This window comes from Flavobacterium mesophilum (assembly GCF_039581405.1).
In the GTDB taxonomy this organism is placed as follows: Bacteria; Bacteroidota; Bacteroidia; order Flavobacteriales; family Flavobacteriaceae; genus Flavobacterium.
In genome coordinates this window covers 282,404-299,357 of sequence record NZ_JBCPXZ010000004.1, presented here as the reverse complement: position 1 = coordinate 299,357, position 16,954 = coordinate 282,404, and the positions used below count along the sequence as shown (strand labels likewise).

Annotated in this window: 13 protein-coding genes; all 13 read left to right on the top strand. The window is 33.0% G+C overall.

Going from position 1 to position 16,954, the window contains the following annotated elements:
* Window positions 1-83: 83 nt before the first annotated feature.
* The 13 genes from AAYQ19_RS14510 to AAYQ19_RS14450 all read left to right on the top strand — a co-directional run bounded on the left by AAYQ19_RS14510 (window position 84) and on the right by AAYQ19_RS14450 (window position 16,928).
* The gene (locus AAYQ19_RS14510; protein WP_343537195.1) at window positions 84-2,198 is read left to right on the top strand and encodes a TonB-dependent receptor plug domain-containing protein; all 2,115 of its coding nucleotides are present in this window, start codon (window positions 84-86) and stop codon (window positions 2,196-2,198) included.
* A gap of 18 nt (window positions 2,199-2,216) precedes the next feature.
* Entirely contained in the window at window positions 2,217-3,314 is a 1,098-nt protein-coding gene (locus AAYQ19_RS14505) for an HmuY family protein (RefSeq protein WP_343537193.1), read from the top strand.
* Between the two features lie 284 nt (window positions 3,315-3,598).
* Window positions 3,599-5,080 (top strand): SGNH/GDSL hydrolase family protein, encoded by a 1,482-nt coding sequence (locus tag AAYQ19_RS14500; protein WP_343537192.1) that lies wholly within the window; start codon window positions 3,599-3,601, stop codon window positions 5,078-5,080.
* 82 nt (window positions 5,081-5,162) lie between these two features.
* A complete protein-coding gene (locus AAYQ19_RS14495) occupies window positions 5,163-6,491 on the top strand; it encodes a GDSL-type esterase/lipase family protein (protein WP_343537190.1) in 1,329 nt (442 codons plus the stop codon).
* A gap of 1 nt (window position 6,492) precedes the next feature.
* Window positions 6,493-8,175, top strand: coding sequence for an MBOAT family O-acyltransferase (locus AAYQ19_RS14490; RefSeq protein ID WP_343537189.1), 1,683 nt, complete (start codon window positions 6,493-6,495; stop codon window positions 8,173-8,175).
* Window positions 8,176-8,572: 397 nt separating this feature from the next.
* Window positions 8,573-9,925, top strand: a complete 1,353-nt coding sequence (gene ffh / locus AAYQ19_RS14485; RefSeq protein ID WP_343537187.1) for a signal recognition particle protein — start codon at window positions 8,573-8,575, stop codon at window positions 9,923-9,925.
* Between the two features lie 181 nt (window positions 9,926-10,106).
* A complete protein-coding gene (locus AAYQ19_RS14480; protein WP_149206271.1) occupies window positions 10,107-10,994 on the top strand; it encodes a bifunctional 5,10-methylenetetrahydrofolate dehydrogenase/5,10-methenyltetrahydrofolate cyclohydrolase in 888 nt (295 codons plus the stop codon).
* Between the two features lie 314 nt (window positions 10,995-11,308).
* A complete protein-coding gene (locus AAYQ19_RS14475; RefSeq protein WP_343537186.1) occupies window positions 11,309-11,923 on the top strand; it encodes a hypothetical protein in 615 nt (204 codons plus the stop codon).
* Between the two features lie 4 nt (window positions 11,924-11,927).
* On the top strand, window positions 11,928-12,218 hold the full coding sequence (locus AAYQ19_RS14470) for a winged helix-turn-helix domain-containing protein (protein ID WP_132989222.1): 291 nt from the start codon (window positions 11,928-11,930) through the stop codon (window positions 12,216-12,218).
* Between the two features lie 59 nt (window positions 12,219-12,277).
* Window positions 12,278-13,672 (top strand): DUF4153 domain-containing protein, encoded by a 1,395-nt coding sequence (locus AAYQ19_RS14465; RefSeq protein WP_343537185.1) that lies wholly within the window; start codon window positions 12,278-12,280, stop codon window positions 13,670-13,672.
* 221 nt (window positions 13,673-13,893) lie between these two features.
* Window positions 13,894-14,352, top strand: coding sequence for a hypothetical protein (locus tag AAYQ19_RS14460; protein ID WP_343537183.1), 459 nt, complete (start codon window positions 13,894-13,896; stop codon window positions 14,350-14,352).
* A 94-nt stretch (window positions 14,353-14,446) separates the two neighbouring features.
* The gene (locus AAYQ19_RS14455; protein WP_343537181.1) at window positions 14,447-16,189 is read left to right on the top strand and encodes a tetratricopeptide repeat-containing sensor histidine kinase; all 1,743 of its coding nucleotides are present in this window, start codon (window positions 14,447-14,449) and stop codon (window positions 16,187-16,189) included.
* The gene (locus tag AAYQ19_RS14450; protein WP_343537179.1) at window positions 16,182-16,928 is read left to right on the top strand and encodes a LytR/AlgR family response regulator transcription factor; all 747 of its coding nucleotides are present in this window, start codon (window positions 16,182-16,184) and stop codon (window positions 16,926-16,928) included. Before AAYQ19_RS14455 ends, AAYQ19_RS14450 begins: the two co-directional genes overlap by 8 nt.
* The last annotated feature ends 26 nt before the right edge of the window (window positions 16,929-16,954 follow it).

The window sequence follows — 16,954 nt, the reverse complement described above, 5'->3', positions numbered from 1 at the left end:
TTTTTTGCAAATATATATAATTTATTTAGAACAAATAAAAATAGTTTATATATTTGCGCCATTATTAAGACTGAATAAAAATAATGAAAATTAAAATTACCCTTTTTGCTGGATTTCTTTTTTGTACATATTCTTTTGCTCAGCAGAAAGATAGTATTGCCTCTCAGGAAAAACTTTCTGAGGTTGTTGTAACGGGACAATTTGAACCACAGTCAATTAAAAAATCGGTTTTTAATGTTCGTGTGATTTCAAATAAGGACATTCAAAATTTGGCGGCGAATAATTTGGCTGACATTTTAAATCAATACTTAAATATTACAGTAACTCCAAGCGGGACAAGCGGACGCTCAACGGTTTCATTATTTGGTCTTGATGCGCAATATTTTAAGATTTTAGTGGATAATGTACCTCTAGTAAATGAAGCTGGTTTAGGAAATAATATCGACTTATCGCAAATCAATCTTAATGATGTTGATCATGTTGAAATTGTTGAAGGTTCGATGGGCGTTAGTTATGGAGCCAATGCCGTAAGTGGTGTTTTGAACATCATCACAAAAAAATCTTCAAAATATAAATGGGGAATTAATGCTTCAGTTCAAGAAGAAACGGTTAATAATGAATATTCGCTTTTTGATGAAGGACGTCATATTCAGTCTTTAAGGGTTTCTCATACTTTTAATAAACATTGGTTTGTTTCGGCTGGAATAAATCGTAATGATTTTCAAGGATATTTAGATGATAAAAGAGGAGTTAACTATGCCGAAAATGATGGAACTCGAGGCTATAGATGGCTTCCAAAAGATCAGTTAAATGGAACAGCGACTATTGCATATCAAAAGGACAGTTTTCGCTTTTACTATAAATTCGAATTTTTAGACGAAAATGTTGATTACTATAATAGTACAGTGCAATCTGGATATAACAGCACTTTAGGCTCATATCGTTATGCAGATGACAAAAGATATTTTACAGATCGATTTTTTCATAATCTGAATGCAACAGGAAGATTGTTTTCTCAATTAAATTATAATGTTTCGCTTTCTCATCAAAAACAAGAACGTGATGTTGAAAGTTTTAGATACTATTTAGGAAGCAAAACAGAAGCAAATAATACGACTGTAAAAGATCAGTCGATGGAAGTGCTTTATTCGACGGGAACTTTAAACAACTTTTTTTCTGATAAAACAATTGATCTCCAATTAGGTTATGAGTTTGTGAACAATAAGGGTTATGCATTAGTTCAGGAGGCAAACAATATTTTTAGTCCGGTTCGAAAAACACTTGAAAACTACGATTTTTTTGCTTCTTCGGAGATTATGGCAACGCACAAATTTTCGATCCGTCCCGGAATCCGATTTTCCGCGCAATCTCAATTTAAAAATCAATATGCTTCTTCACTTGGTTTAAGATACTTGTTTGAAAAAGGAATCGAACTTCGTGGTTCTTATGGTAATTCATTTAGAACACCAACTTTTGACGAATTATACTCAAAACAAATTTTTGATGGACACTTTTTTACAGGAAATGAAAATTTGATTCCTGAAACGAGTACTTCATATGAAACAAGTCTTAAGAAAATGACAATGTTTTCATCAGGATTACAACTTTCAAACACTTTCGCTGGAAGTTATTTGGACGTAAATGACAGAATCGGAATGGCTTTGGTACGATTTAATCCAGATACTGGAAATCCAGAATATCAATACATCAATATCAGTAAATACAGAATGTGGAATTTCTCAACCATGAACCAATTGAGAAAAGACAATTTTACCTTCAATTTTGGAGCAGCATTAATTGGCGTTTCACAAGAAATAAACAATCAAGTATTTACTTCTGATGATCGATTTCTTTACTCTTTCAATTTAAATACGAGTTTCTCTTATACAGTTCCAAAATGGAAAACAATTATTTCCGGATACTATAAATATAATGGAAGAACACAGCAATTTGTAGAAGGAACCTCTTCTTATATTTTATCTGAAATAGCTCCAAGTAATTGGCTAGACGTTACGGTTCGACAAAATTTCTTCAAAGATCACTTTGAAGTGACAGTGGGAGCAAGAAATGTTCTTGATGTGACCAATGTAACACAAACGGGAACGGGTAGCGCTGCCGGACATGCGGGGCCAGGCGAAGTAATGCTTGCTTACGGGCGTTCTTATTTTATAAAATTAGCATATAACCTTAATCTTTAATATATAAACAGAAATACTATGAAAAAGTTATTATTTTTATCAATCGCACTTTTATCACTTGCTGCTTGTTCAAGTGACGACGATACTCCAGTTGAGATCCCAACAGTTGGAGCAACTTTAAAGCCTGCTATTGGCGGAGCTAATCAGCCAAATCAAGTTTATCTTGACTTAAGTGCTGCAGATTCTAAATCAGTAAGTAGAACGGCTTGGGATTTTGGATTCTCTTCTGGTTCAGATTTTAGAGTAATTATTAATGGTTCTGTTAAAATGGCTGTTAAAAAATTAGCTACTTCTGATATTACTTTAACGCAGGTAATCGATGCAAATGTTGCAGTTGGAGGTGGAACAACACTTTCTAATAATGGATTTGTTGACAATCCTACTGGTGTTTTAGCTGGTGCTGGTGCTGGAATTGGAACTGCAATTGCTGAAATCTCAGCTACAGATGCTGACAATAAAGTGTACTTGGTAAATTTAGGATTAGCTGTTTCTACGACACAACCTGCTGTTGGTTCAGTTAGTGTTGATGGAGAAGCTAGAGGATGGAAAAAAGTTAGAATTTTAAGAAGTGGAAACGGATACAAAATTCAATATGCTGATTTAGCTTCTGCAACTTTTACAGAAAAAACGATTTCTAAAGATGCTGCTTATAATTTTTCATTTTTCAGTTTAACTACAGGAAGCACTGTATCAGTAGAACCAGAAAAAACAAAATGGGATTTAAATTTCACAACATTTACAAATTATATTCCATCTGAAGATGCTAATAAAAACCCAATCGAAGTAACTTATGGTTATTCAGATTTTATTACTACAAATTCAAAAGGTGGAACTCAAGCTTACCAAGTTTTAGTTTCTGCTGGAAAAAGTTATGCAGACTTTACTAAGGCAGACGTAGTTGAAACTAATTTCGCAGTTTCAACAACAGATCAAAGAGTTATTGGTTCAAACTGGAGAAGCGGTGGTGGACCAACTAGTTTGCCAAGTATCAGAACAGATCGTTTTTATGTGGTAAAAGATGCTGCTGGAAATTATTATAAAATTAAATTTCTTTCATTGACAAATGATGCAGGAGTTAGAGGAAATTCTGTTTTTGAATACGCTATTCTAAAATAATCCCAAAAACACTAAAAATCTAAAGAACATCAAGATTGTTTTCATTCTCAGATATAATGTAACGACATTAATTGTTAGTTAATCATTAGCTTTGTTTTTTTTATTTTTTTTTTGATAAAGAGGCCAGATTCATCTGGTCTCTTTTTTGTTTTTTTACTTTGTTGACAAAAACAATTATTAATTAAGGTTTAATCTTATCTTTGCACAGATTTTTTTTAAAAGAATTAGCAGAAATTTCGCATAATTAATTTTTGTAATTCCTCTCTCAAAACTTAAAATTACAAGTGAATACAAAATCATATTTTTTTCAGTCTTTTGCCATCGTTGCATTAGCATTAGTTGCTTTTATTGGGTTCAAGCAAATTTTGCCAGATAAGATTTTTTCTGAAAGCAAAATGAATTCAAAAAATGTATTGATCGACAGCTTGCTTTTAGAGGCTGTTGCCAAAGATTCATTGGGGACAAATGACAGTCTCGATGCAATTGAAGATGAAGAAGGAAAAGAAGAAATCGTTTATGAAAATGTTGAAGGAATTGAATTTCCATCTGAAACTTTTGATAATTATAAAGGATATCAATATCTGATTTCGTTTTATGAAAAATTATACCAATTAGAAAAACATCCAGAATCGAATGTGAGAATCGCGTATTACGGAGATTCAATGACTGATGGTGATTTGATTGTTCAAGACGTAAGGATGAATTATCAGGAACGTTTTGGTGGAAACGGAGTTGGTTTTGTTCCGATTACTTCAGAATCGGCGGCGTCGCGCGGCTCTGTGAAATCTACTTACTCTAAAAATTGGAAAACACAATCGTATTTGAATGTCAAAAAACCTTTAAGCCCTTTTGGCGTTAACGGACATGTGTTTTTTGCCAATGATATAGCAAATCCAACTTGGGTTCAGTATGAAGCTGGAACCAATAAATTTTCGACTACTTTAGATAATCCGACTTTATTTTATGGAAGAGCATCTAGAAGTGGAAAAGTGAATTTCATTATCGGAAAGGATACATTGAAGAAAAATCTTGCTCCAAATAATTTGGTTAATACTTTAAAAGTAAGTTCGGGACATGTAAAAGCTTTCAAAGCAAATTTTGTAAATGCAGATTCTATTCCGATTTACGGATTCAATTTTGATAACGGAAGCGGTGTTCACGTTGATAATTTCTCTCAAAGAGGAAATTCAGGATTGCCAATTTCGATGTTTAATGCCAGTGTGATGCAGGGGTTTAATAATCGTTTGAAATACGATTTGATTATTTTGCATTACGGAACAAACGTTTTGAATTATGGAACTAAAAATTATTCTTGGTACGAAAGAGGAATGACGAAAACCGTGAATAAAATTAAAGAATCATTTCCTGGAGTTTCAATTTTAATCGTTTCTACGGCAGATAAATCGACCAAATATGATTTGGAAATGAAAACCGATTCAGCTGTCGTGCCTTTAATGAAATCGCAAAAAAGATATGCTTTGGATACAGAATCTGGTTTTGTGAACTTGTATACCTTAATGGGCGGTGACGGATCGATGGTAAAATGGGTTGATGAAACGCCGGCAAGAGCCAATAAAGATTACACGCATTTTAATCAGCGTGGTGCAAAAGCAATCGGGAATTTATTGTATACCCAATTAAATAAAGGTTACGAAGAATATAAAATATTGCGTGAAAAACGTGAAGCTGTTTCTAGCCAACAACGGGCAGCTCGAAAAACCAGAACAGATTCCACTTCTGTTATAAAGGATAGCGTAAATGAATAAACTGATTATTTTTTTCTGTTGTCTTTTTTTCTCAACGAACGAAAAGACGCCAAAAACAGATTCACAAACAATACCCAAAAATATGATTCATAAAGTCGATTCAGTAGTGATTGAACCTATTTCTGATGGCCAAATTTATAATGCACAAGTATTAGAAAGTGTTTTCAAAAAATTGAAAGAAAACGAAAACAATGGAAATCAAAAAATCAATATTGTTCATATTGGAGATTCTCATATTCAAGGCGATTTGATGACAAATGAAGTACGAAAAAAATTGCAACAACAATTTGGAAACGGAGGTCGCGGTTTGGTTTTTCCGTATCAATTGGCAAAAACAAACGGATCGTATAACGAACGTTTTTATTCGAATCGTGCGTGGGAAAGCTATCGAAATATTTATCCGGTAAAAAATAATCCTATTGGAATTTGCGGTATTGGACTTTGGAGAGAAACAGGCGGTTTTGCAGTTCAATTGCAAGTAAAAGATTTGGCTTATAAGTTTAATACCATTCGTATTATTACGCCAAATAATCAGAATATGTTTGATTTGGCCACTTCATCTCAAACCAATATTATTCAGTCTACAGAGCGAAAAGTAATCACGCATAAGATTAAAAAAGGAGAAGCAATTTCGACTATTGCCGATAAATACAATGTTTCGGTGACTGAGATTAAGAAAGCAAATGGTTTGAAATCAAATAATATTCGAGCCGGAAGAACTTTGAAAATTCCGACTAACGAAACGAAACCAAAAACAATTAAAAGTTCGGCATTTGTTCCGTTGGATATTCAAGCAGATGCATTTTCACACCATTATTATTCTGAAAAACCTTTAGACCGAATTTATTTGCTTCCGAATAACGAGGCTTCAAAATTTGAATTAAACGGAATTGTTTTAGAAAAAGATGCGCCAGGTTTGATCTACAGCAGTATTGGTGTAAATGGAGCAAAGTATTCAGATTATAATAAATATCCTTTGTTTTTTGAACAGCTAAATGCATTGCATCCAGATTTGTTGGTTTTTTCACTTGGAACAAATGAAAGTTACGAAAAACTGGAATCGAGAGATTACATCAAACATTTAAGAGAATTTATCAGCAACATAAAAGCGCAAAATATCAATGTTCCGATAATTGTGATGACGCCACCACCATCATTGCTTAGAAAAAGACCAAATACGTATATAAAGGATTACACCAAAGAAATCATTGAAATTGCACAAACGGATGGTTTTGCAGTTTGGGATTTGTACGACGAATTTGGAGGAATGGACGGAATCAGAAAGTTAAAAACGCAAGGATTAATAGGTCCGGATTGGGTTCATTATTCTAAAAAAGGATATGAAAAACAAGGAAACTTGTTTGCGCAGGCAGTTTTGAAAGCATACGATAATTTTAAATCAAAGAATTAAGTTGACAACAATAGATAGCATTAATAATTGGTTCATCCAGAATTTTGGTGCAATTACAACAGAACAGGTTAAAAGCTGGTTTATTTACAATCCAGACGAAAAACTTTTATTTAATACCGGTTTATTCTTAGGATTATTTCTGGTTTTTTATTTTGTATATGCCTTTTTGCGCAAAACATTTTATTTGAGATTAACCTATGTGATTCTCTTCTCGCTTTTCTTTTATTATAAGTCAAGTGGTATTTACTTTTTGCTTTTATTGCTTTCTTCTGTGGTCGATTATGGGCTGAGCCAGATTATTTTCAGAGCATCAAAAGACAGTGTCAAGAAAGTGTATTTGGTAATTAGTGTAATCCTGAATCTGGGATTATTGGGTTATTTTAAATATATGAACTTCATGATTGTGACTTACAATGATATGTTTCATGGTAATTTCCAGCTTCATGATGTTTTTCTTCCTGTCGGAATTTCGTTTTATACATTCCAGTCGATGAGTTATATCATCGAGATTTACAGAGAAGAAATCAAACCAACAAAAAATTACATCGAATATTTATTTTTCGTTTCGTTTTTCCCGCAGTTGGTTGCTGGACCAATCGTGCGTGCAAAAGATTTCTTGCCTCAGATTTATCAAAAATTAAATTTGACGCAACAAGACGTAAACAACGCTTTGTTTTTGATTATTGGTGGATTGATTAAGAAAACGGTAATCTCAAATTATATTTCAGTAAACTTTGTTGACCGTGTTTTTGATACGCCACTGAGTTATACTTCGTTTGAAAACTTGATGGCTTCTTACGGATATGCAATTCAGATTTACTGTGATTTCTCAGGATATTCAGATATGGCAATTGGTATCGCATTATTGCTTGGATTTAAATTGCCAGTCAACTTTAGAACGCCTTATAAATCAACTTCGATTACTGATTTCTGGAGAAGATGGCATATTTCGCTTTCAACTTGGCTGAAAGATTTCTTGTATATTTCGATGGGAGGAAATCGAGAAGGATCATTCGCAGGATATTTATTCCCGAGTTTGTTCTTCTTCGGGTTATTGCTTTGGGGAATCACAAGTTACAATACGAGTGTAATTCCGTTGATTGTTGCTTCGGTTTCGATATTGCTTTTTTGTTTGTCATTTTTGCTTTCCAGCAAAAGAAAACAAACTTTAGTAACCAATCTGAATTTGTTTACTACAATGCTTCTAGGCGGATTATGGCATGGAGCAGGAGCGCAGTTTATCGTTTGGGGTGCACTTCATGGATTAGCTTTAGCAGTTCACAAAATTTTCATGGAATTATTTCCTTCGAAAAAAGATAAAAAGCCAAATTTCTTTTGGAGATTCTTTTCAATTATAATCACATTTCATTTCGTGGTTTTCTGTTGGATTTTCTTCCGAGCAAGAGATTTCGAAACAGCTTTGCAAGTAATTAATAATATCGGCCAATTAACATTCGAGCCAGAACTTTGGAAAACAATTGTAATTGGATATAAAAATGTTTTCGGATTAATGTTGTTCGGTTACGTTTGGCATTTCTTGCCAGAAACATTCACAAACGGAATGAAATCTGTTTTCGACAAAACTCCTTTATTGCTAAAAGCAGTAATCTTAGGATTTGTTTATTGGATTGTTTACGCAACCGCAATTGCAGGTTCGCAACCGTTCATTTACTTTCAGTTTTAAAATAAAGAGACAAAGAGACAAAGTTACAAAGGCGCAGAGGTTTTTCTTCTTGCGCCTTTTTTGTTTGCCACTAAGGCGCAAAGGCGCGAAGTTTTTTCTCTCGCAGATTGCGCAGATATTTTATGATTGAGAATAAAAATTCCTTAAATCTGTTTAAATCCTTTTATCCCGATAACTATCGGGAGCGTGAAACAAAAATTTCAAGTTTTTGTGATTTTGCGAATAATCCGCAAAATCTGCGAGAGAAAAATAGCCGTTAAGCAATTCAAGAAATTAGTGTAATTCGTGTCAAAAAACCTTAGTCCCTTAGCAACTTTGTCCCTTTGAACCTTAAAAAATAAAAATTGCCTGAAATGTCTAATTAGATTATCTTTGCACTTCAAATAAAGAAAAAGATATGTTTGATAATTTAAGCGATAAGTTAGATAAAGCGTTCCATATATTAAAAGGACACGGCAAAATTACAGAAGTAAACGTTGCCGATACTTTAAAAGAAGTTCGTCGTGCGTTACTTGATGCCGATGTTAACTTTAAAATTGCTAAAGATTTTACTGCTAGAGTAAAAGACAAAGCAATTGGTCAGGATGTATTAACAACACTTCAACCAGGACAATTATTGGTGAAGTTGGTTAAAGACGAACTTACCGAATTAATGGGTGGAGATGTTGCTGGTGTGAATCTTTCAGGAAATCCAACAGTGATTTTGATGTCAGGTTTGCAAGGTTCTGGTAAAACGACTTTCTGTGGAAAATTAGCAAACTTCTTAAAAACAAAGAAAAACAAGAAACCATTACTTGTAGCGTGTGATATCTACCGTCCGGCGGCGATCAATCAGTTGCATGTTGTGGGAGATCAAATAGGTGTTGAGGTTTACTCAGAACCAGAAAATAAAAATCCTGTAGAGATTGCTCAAAATGCAATCAAACATGCCAAAGCAAACGGATTCAATGTTGTGATCGTCGATACAGCAGGACGTTTGGCAGTAGATCAGGAAATGATGGACGAAATTGCGCGTGTACACAAAGCAATTCAGCCACAAGAAACATTGTTCGTTGTCGACTCTATGACAGGACAAGATGCTGTAAACACAGCAAAAGCTTTCAACGATATCTTGAATTTTGACGGAGTTATCTTGACGAAATTAGATGGTGATACTCGTGGTGGAGCTGCGCTTTCTATCAAATCTGTGGTTAACAAACCAATCAAATTTGTAGGTACTGGAGAGAAAATGGAAGCAATTGACATTTTCTACCCAGATCGTATGGCTGAGCGTATCTTAGGAATGGGAGACGTAGTGTCTCTTGTTGAAAGAGCTCAAGAACAATTTGACGAAGAAGAAGCAAGAAAACTTCAAAAGAAAATCGCTAAAAACGAATTTGGTTTTGACGACTTCTTAACGCAGATTCAACAAGTGAAGAAAATGGGTAACATGAAAGACTTGGTTGGAATGATACCAGGTGCTTCAAAAGCCATGAAAGATGTTGAAATTGAAGACGACGCTTTCAAGCATATCGAAGCGATTATTTATTCGATGACGCCAGGAGAAAGAAGCAAACCAGCCATTATCGATGTGAAAAGAAAAGCCAGAATCGCAAAAGGTTCAGGAACAAAAATCGAGCAAGTAAATCAGTTGATGAAGCAGTTTGACCAAATGAGCAAAATGATGAAGATGATGCAAGGTCCAGGCGGAAAAAATCTGATGAAAATGATGGGAGGCATGAAAGGAATGCCAGGAGGAATGCCGAGATAATAAAATTAAAAGTTTCAAGTTTCAGGTTTCAAATTATGAAATCAAAACTTGAAACTTTTTTAATTAAATATATAAGAGTTTCGTTTTTCAACTTGACCCGAGGCAAAAAGCCGAATTGGCGAAGCAAACTTGAAATCTGAAACTTTGGACAAAAATTAAAACCTGAAACAAAACAACAACAATGCAACTACTAGACGGTAAAAAAACATCTAACGACATTAAAAACGAAATTGCAGCCGAAGTTCAATCTATTAAAGCAGCGGGAGGAAAAGTACCTCATTTAGCGGCGGTTTTAGTGGGTAACAACGGAGCAAGTTTAACTTACGTAGGAAGTAAAGTAAAATCTTGCCAAGAAATTGGTTTTGATTCAACTTTAGTTTCTTTACCAGAAACAATTACAGAAGACGAGCTTTTAGCAAAAATTAAAGAATTGAACGAAGATGATAATCTTGACGGATACATCGTTCAATTGCCTTTGCCAAAACACATCGATGAGCAAAAAATCTTATTAGCAATAGATCCTGACAAAGACGTAGACGGATTCCACCCAACTAACTTTGGAAGAATGGCTCTTGAAATGGAAAGTTTTATTCCAGCGACACCATTCGGAATTATGGAATTATTGGAGCGTTACAAAGTGGAAACTGCAGGAAAACATACAGTAGTTATTGGAAGAAGCCATATCGTTGGGCGTCCAATGAGTATTTTGATGAGCCGTAAAGGAAATCCGGGAGATTCTACAGTTACTTTAACGCACAGCCGAACTAAAGATTTAGCAGAATTCACTAAAAATGCCGATATCATCATTACAGCTTTAGGAGTTCCGGAATTCTTAAAAGCAGATATGGTAAAAGAAGGCGTAACTGTTATCGACGTTGGAATTACACGTGTAGAAGATGCTTCAAACGCAAAAGGATACGTTATCAAAGGTGACGTTGATTTTGATGGAGTAAGCAAAAAAGCATCATTTATTACGCCAGTTCCGGGCGGGGTAGGACCAATGACAATTGCAATGTTGCTTAAAAATACACTTTTAGCTCGCAAAATGAGAAGCGCAAGAAATAAATAATAATTGCCTAAAATATTACTATAAAGCCTGTTCGTTAAGAATAGGCTTTTTCGTTTTATAATCTGGGCGTGACCGTGTTTTGCAAATGGCGCACCAATCTTTACGCTTATGCGCGCCATTCGCAAAACACGGTCGGGCTATACATGCTACTTCGGTAGCTTATTCCTATCCCTCACGCAATCGTATACATAAGAGGATTTCTTTTTGTAAAAGTATTTTAAGACAACCCCAGAAGGACGGCTCTAATTTTTTTTCATTTTTTTATTTGTCAATTCAAAATAAATAATAACTTTGTAACGCAAAGTACTTTTATTATGAATCAGAAACACCAAGAAGATTTAGCACATATTCGTTCCATGATGGAGCGTTCTTCACGATTTATATCATTAAGCGGACTTTCGGGAGTCTTTGCGGGGCTTTCGGCTTTGATTGGCGGATTGTATGTGTACCAATTATTTAAAATAAATGGAATCGACTATTTAACTGATGAGCATATTTTGTTGACAGGTAATTTGGTTTCCCATTTGTTTTTCACTGGAATTGTAATTTTAGTATGCGCTATTGTATTTGGAGCCTTTTTCACGATCAGAAAAAGCAAAAAATACGATTTGCCGATTTGGACATCGGCAACAAAAAATATGTTGTTTAATTTGGCTATACCTCTTGTTTCAGGAGGGATATTTTGTTTGGCATTAATCTATCATGGAAACTTTGGTTTAGTAGCGCCATCAACATTGATTTTTTACGGACTTGCAGTTGTAAATGCAGAAAAATATACTTTTTCAGATATTAAATATTTAGGCTATTTAGAGCTTATTTTAGGAGGTATTTCGCTTTTTTATATAGGATATGGTTTGATATTTTGGATCATCGGATTCGGAATTCTGCATATTATATACGGATTAGTGGCGTTCAAAAAATACAAATAACCCAATGGGAATTATTGATAAACTAAATAAAGATTTTGAAAGCCGTGTCAGACTGGGTATTATGTCCGTTCTGATGGTGAACGACTGGGTAGATTTTACCGAGATGAAAACCCTTTTGAATATCACCGATGGTAATTTAGCAAGTCATGCATCAGCGCTTGAAAAATCAGAATATATTGAAGTTAAAAAAGAATTTGTTGGCAAAAAACCGAAAACATCCTATCAAGTAACAGCTTTAGGGCGAGCGGCTTTTAAAGAACATCTTTCTTACCTCGAAAAATTAATGAAATCTTAATAACTATATTTTTTTGTCTAATAACTTTGAAATACAAAGTACTTTTAAATTAAATAACCATGAAAAAACACCACATTATTTTTGTTTGCAGTTTTATTTTCCTACTGCTTTTTTATAGAGAAGATCCAGGACTTAACTGGTCTATTTTTGGACTTGTGTTAACGGGTTTTATTTGTTATTTCTTTCAAGATAAATTCACTGAAAGGACACATTTGTTGTTAGTTATAACTTCGGTTTTGTCCTGTTTGGCGTTTGGATGGTATGGCGATGCGGCTTCATTTTTTGCAATGGCAATTTCGATTTTGTTTTTGCAGTTCAAAACGCAGGATAACAAACTAAAAATGATTCAGATTTTTCCGTTGGTAATCTTAAACGGAATAACTTCTTTAGGACGCATTTGGATTTTTAAACAGTGGCTTCCAGAAAAGCAAATCCATAATAATTTTGCTAAAAAGTTGGTTGCTTTTGTTTTAATTCCGGCTATTTTTCTAGGATTGTTTTTTGTTGTGTATTCTTTCGGGAGCGAGCATTTTTCTTCTCTTTTTACCGATTATCAATTAGATATTGATGTGCCGCAATTTTTACTGTTGAGTATCGCTGGATTTTATATTTCTTTCAGTTTCTGGAATTATTGGGTTCCTGAAGTTTGTTACGAAAAAAATGAACTTCTTGACAATGAATTTAAAAATATTGCAGAAGTAAAAAATCAAAATACATTTTCATTTTTGGATTTGGATTTCGAGAGAAAAAGTGGCGTAATTACTTTGTTGTTGTTGAATTTGATGCTTTTGGTTTTTATTGTAACGTATAATTACGAGCAGTTTTTTGAAGTAGTGACAGCGCAAGCTTCTAAATTGAGTGCAGATACACATGAAAGAGTAAATTCTGTTATTCTTTCCATTCTAATGGCAGTTGGTGTAATTATGTTTTATTTTAAAGGCGGATTCAATTTTGATAAAAAAGCAACACTTCTTAAAACATTGGCTAAAATCTGGATTTTTCTAAACGGAATTTTGATTGTAAGTACGATTATTAAAAATTCAGAATACGTTTCATTTTTTGGTTTAACATATAAACGTCTTGGAGTTTACGCTTTTCTTATTTTGGCAATTATTGGTTTGGTTTATACCTTTTTGAAAATTTCAAAACAGAAAACAAACGCTTATTTGGTCAATCAAATGGTTTGGTATTTTTACGGAACCGTACTTTTATGCAGTTATATAAACTGGGGAAATTTAATAACCAATTATAATATCTCAGTAAATAAAGGAGTGACACCTACTTTTTTAAGTAGTTTGAATTTTAATGATGATGCGCGTCGAGCATATTTTCAAACGAATCATTTAGATGGAGGCAAAACTGAAATGCAACGAGAAGAATTGATTGATTTTTACCAAAATTCTACATTTTTGTCAAAAGCTTTATATTACGAGTTTTTGAATAAAAAAAAGTAATTATATAAATTGTAAATATTTTTTAAAAGCCTCATTATCTATGATAATGAGGCTTTTTGTTTTTGTGAATTTGCAATCTGTGAAAACAAATTCTTAAGAAAATCTTTACTATATTTGATTTGTAATAGTTTTCTATATTTTTTTTGATTACGCAGTTTTATTGAAGTGATTTTTTTGTCAACCAAAAGCAAACTAGATAAGTATAATTAATTAATAGTATTATGGAAAAAAACAACGACCAATTGAACCGAAAGACAGTTAAGCCTCCCGGAGAAAGAATTACCGAGGTGATAAAAAAATCGAGAGGATCAATTAATTTTCCCGAAAGCAAATCAAAATCTCTTTTATCCCCTCTTGTAGAAGCTTTATACAATAATGGTACAATGACAATAACAGCCGTTATTTTTGTAGCACCTCTAGAGAATGAAGCGATAGACCTTAAAATTTACCAAAACTGGTATACAAATATTGAAGGATTTCCACAGCTCCAATTTTTTGTATCGTATGACATGTCTGAAAAAGTTTCTAAAGATTTTTTAGTGTATGAAGTTACCTTTGATGCAAAATCGTTTCCTTTTCAGGATCAAATGTCTCAGATAAAAACAATTCAAACCTTTTTATGGGATGTAGATCCCGTTACCTCTAGAGGTACTGTAACAACCGTACAATCAGGAGGATAATTTGGTTCTGTAATTTTGATCGCTACAATCACAAACAATCAAAATAATATAATTGTTTGTGATTAGTGTTTTTTTGATCACCTAAAAAAAGGCAATGCTAAAAAGTCTACTATTTATTTTTTTCCTACTATCTTCTTCCATATTTAATCTTTATTCTCAAGAAAAATTCATTCAGAATGATTTCTTGTACCAAGAAATAAAATTAAAAGCACAAGAATATAAGGACGATATCAATTTTTATAAGGCGCAATATTATTTTACAAAAAAGAACTGGGATTCAACGTTAGTTTATTCTGGGAGACAACTTGAAAGTAATAGGAATTTGGCACTAAAAGATTACTGTTATTATTTTAGGGGATTCGGTTTTAGAGAAAAAAAACTTTTTCCTGAGGCCGTAAAAGATTTTAAGAAAGTCTCTAGAAAGTTTACATTCTATTGCAAGATTCAAATCAATCTAGGTGAAATTGCTTTGGAACAAAATAAATTTAAAGATGCTTTATATTATTTTCATTCTGCTGAAAAATCCGAAAATGATAATTGCAATTTTAAAAAAAGCACTGCTATTCATAATATAGGATTGTGTTATTTGCATATTGACCAATTTGACAAAGCTGAAGCTTATTTGTTTAAAGCCTCAGAATTGCAGGAGCTTGAAAAAGATACTCTTTTGCTTATTGGATCTTATATGGATATTGCTAATTTATATTATAATCAATTTAAAGACAGCCAAGCAATTCCTTACTTCGAAAAAGCCTATAAACTCGCAACAAAAGTCAAATCGTTTGAATTGAAACAGAATGCCACTCTTAATATGGCAATTGTCGAAGAAAACAGAAAAGAATTTCAAAAAGCTTTATTGTATCGCAAAGAATATGAATCATGGAGAGATTCGCTTCGGAATCAAAATAAAGTTTGGGCGGTAGCAGATTTAGAAAAGAAGTTTACTGTAAAGCAAAAACAAAAAGAGATTGATGTTCTTGAAGCCGAAAATAGACTTAAAAATTCAGAGAGAAATTTGTTTCTTACTGTCTCCGTATTCCTGCTGTTTTTGTTTGGCGCAGGTATTTATTTTTATAGAGAAAAAAGTCGAAGCAATAAAATCATTCTAATTCAGAAAAATGAATTAAAAGAGTTAAACAATACAAAAGACAAGCTTTTTTCTATCGTAAGCCATGATTTGCGCTCTTCTGTTAATGCTTTGAAAAGAAGTAATTCTAAATTATCAGAAAACCTTGAAAACAGAAATTTTTCAGAGTTAGACGTTTTGCTCACAAAAAACACTGCAATAACTAATGATGCCTATAATTTATTAGATAATTTACTCAATTGGGCAATACTGCAAACGGCACAAACTTATTTTTATATTGAATCTCTGCATCTTCATTCGATTGTCGAACAAGTTCAATACAACTTTAAAGCGTTATTGCTAGATAAAGAAATAAGTTTTGAAAATAACGTTGATGAAGAAGTTTATATCCTTGCTGACCTAGATTCGTTGAAAATAATTATTAGGAATCTATTAGATAATGCAATCAAATTTACACCTCCAAAGGGAAAAATTTCTTTTTGTGCAAATACTGAAATTGAAGAAGATTTTTGCTACATAATAATTGAAGATTCTGGAATAGGAATAAGTCCTTCTCTTCAAAAAGAAATATTAGAAGAATCATTTCTGCTTTCAAAAAAACGCACCGATGATACTAAAGGTACTGGGTTGGGAATGCAACTCTGTAAAAACTTAATTAGCAAAAATGAAGGAAGGTTAAAGATTGAGAGTGCAGAAAATCAAGGGACAAAATTCATTATAATATTGCCTAAGAGTAAAAAAGATGGATAATATAAATGTACTGGTAATTGAAGACAATAATGAAGAGAGCGGTTTACTTGCTTCATATCTCATTGCAAATGGTTACAATGTTGCCGGTGTTGCTACGACATTTAAACAGGCTTTAGATCTTTTTTATAATAATGTTGTGGACATCATTATTATAGATATATATTTAGATGGCAAACCAGATGGCATTACTTTTGCCGAAACGATTAGTATTGTTCCTAATGCTTTAAAGCCATTTGTGTTTTTGACAAGCTCTAAAGACCGTGAAATTTTTGATCGCGCAAAACTGACTCGTCCTTTTAGTTTTTTATTAAAACCCTTTAACGAATTAGAACTGTTGTATTCACTTGAAATGGCAGTCGAAAAATTTTATCATCAGCCAAGTATTTTAACAGGTAAAAATCAGAATGCAATCATTAGTGATAAATATCTTTTTATAAAAAAAAACAAAGCACTCAAAAAAGTGCGTACAGATGATATTTCTTACATAGAAGTTGAAGATCGATATTGCAATATTATTACCGAGAAAGAAAAGTTTCTAATTCTAATGTCGCTCATTAAGATTTTAGAAATTCTAGATCCGGTAAAATTTATTAGAACACATCGAAATTATATTGTAAACTCAGATAAAATTGTTGAAATTATTCTGAGCGATAATGTGGTGATTTTAAAAGGAAACCATACTGTAATACTTAGTGAAAAGTATAAAGACTTTGTAAGTAAGTTTACGATATTAAAATAATACAGCGTTTATAGTTGGTAAAAAAA

What these genes read in the sequence shown, in the direction of transcription:
- AAYQ19_RS14510 (WP_343537195.1), top strand. Translation starts at nt 84, where the DNA reads ATGAAAATTAAAATTACCCTTTTTGCTGGATTTCTTTTTTGTACATAT.
- AAYQ19_RS14455 (WP_343537181.1), top strand. Translation starts at nt 14,447, where the DNA reads ATGCTAAAAAGTCTACTATTTATTTTTTTCCTACTATCTTCTTCCATA.
- AAYQ19_RS14470 (WP_132989222.1), top strand. Translation starts at nt 11,928, where the DNA reads ATGGGAATTATTGATAAACTAAATAAAGATTTTGAAAGCCGTGTCAGA.
- AAYQ19_RS14480 (WP_149206271.1), top strand. Translation starts at nt 10,107, where the DNA reads ATGCAACTACTAGACGGTAAAAAAACATCTAACGACATTAAAAACGAA.
- AAYQ19_RS14475 (WP_343537186.1), top strand. Translation starts at nt 11,309, where the DNA reads ATGAATCAGAAACACCAAGAAGATTTAGCACATATTCGTTCCATGATG.
- AAYQ19_RS14505 (WP_343537193.1), top strand. Translation starts at nt 2,217, where the DNA reads ATGAAAAAGTTATTATTTTTATCAATCGCACTTTTATCACTTGCTGCT.
- ffh (WP_343537187.1), top strand. Translation starts at nt 8,573, where the DNA reads ATGTTTGATAATTTAAGCGATAAGTTAGATAAAGCGTTCCATATATTA.
- AAYQ19_RS14450 (WP_343537179.1), top strand. Translation starts at nt 16,182, where the DNA reads ATGGATAATATAAATGTACTGGTAATTGAAGACAATAATGAAGAGAGC.
- AAYQ19_RS14495 (WP_343537190.1), top strand. Translation starts at nt 5,163, where the DNA reads ATGATTCATAAAGTCGATTCAGTAGTGATTGAACCTATTTCTGATGGC.
- AAYQ19_RS14465 (WP_343537185.1), top strand. Translation starts at nt 12,278, where the DNA reads ATGAAAAAACACCACATTATTTTTGTTTGCAGTTTTATTTTCCTACTG.
- AAYQ19_RS14460 (WP_343537183.1), top strand. Translation starts at nt 13,894, where the DNA reads ATGGAAAAAAACAACGACCAATTGAACCGAAAGACAGTTAAGCCTCCC.